Here is a 1,027-nt window from a genome sequence, read left to right as displayed (position 1 = left end):
CGCGAACTCTTTCTGGAGCGGATGGACAAGCTGATCCCCTGGACGCAGTTGGAGAAGAAGGTAGCCCGTTATTACCCTAAGGGCGAGAGCGGGCGGCCTCCGTATCAATTGTCTGCCATGCTCCGCGTCCATTGCATGCAGTTGTTTTACAACCTGAGCGATCCGGCCATGGAAGACGCCCTCTACGAGATCGAGTCCATGCGCCAATTCGCCGGTTTGAAACTGGACCGATTGCCGGACGAAACCACGATCCTCAAGTTTCGCCATTTTCTGGAACGCCACGGCCTTGGCAAGGTGCTGTTCCAGGAAGTGAACAACCACCTGGAGAAAAATGGCCTGATGCTGCGCGAAGGGAGCATTGTCGATGCCACTATCATCTCTGCGCCTAGTTCCACCAAAAACAAAAAAGGCGAGCGCGATCCGCAAATGCACCAAACTAAAAAAGGTAGCTCTTGGCACTTTGGCATGAAAATGCACATAGGTGTCGACGATAAGCTTGGGTTGATTCACAGCATCGAGACCACGGCTGCCAATGTCCATGACATTGTGCCTGCCGATAAGCTCCTTCACGGTGAAGAGCAACGCGTCTTCGGTGATGCCGGTTACCTTGGTATTCAAAAACGAGACGAGCACAAGCACCGCAACGATGTCTCTTGGTATATTGCCAAACGGCCTGGCACCCGCAAGCAGCTAGATGCCAGGCGACAGAAAGTCGAAAAAATCAAAGCCAGTATCCGTGCCAAGGTGGAACACCCCTTTCGGTACATCAAACACGTTTTTGGTTATGGCAAGGCTCGCTATCGTGGACTGGCCAAAAACACTCAGCGCCTGCACTTGCTGGCGGCGTTCAGTAACCTGCTAATCAGTGAAAAATACCTATGGGAATAGGGCGATTGCGCCCGTTTTCCGCTCAATGAGCGGGAAAGGGGCAAAAATACACAAAGAACGGGAGAAGAGTGTCTGAATTTTCGATTTTTTGTCGGCTCAAGTGAGCGTTGATGAATATCGGCAGTTATTCAGACCTTCC

General features: G+C 51.8%; 1 protein-coding gene. It reads left to right on the top strand.

Annotated features, from left to right (window positions below; genetic code table 11):
• Positions 1-888, top strand: an 888-nt coding sequence (locus INT33_RS21000; protein WP_193092945.1) for an IS5 family transposase, incomplete at its 5' end; no start/stop codon positions are given.
• Positions 889-1,027: the final 139 nt, after the last annotated feature.

This window comes from Halomonas colorata (assembly GCF_014897985.1).
Lineage (GTDB): Bacteria > Pseudomonadota > Gammaproteobacteria > Pseudomonadales > Halomonadaceae > Vreelandella > Vreelandella colorata.
This window is presented reverse-complemented; position numbering and strand designations above follow the sequence as displayed.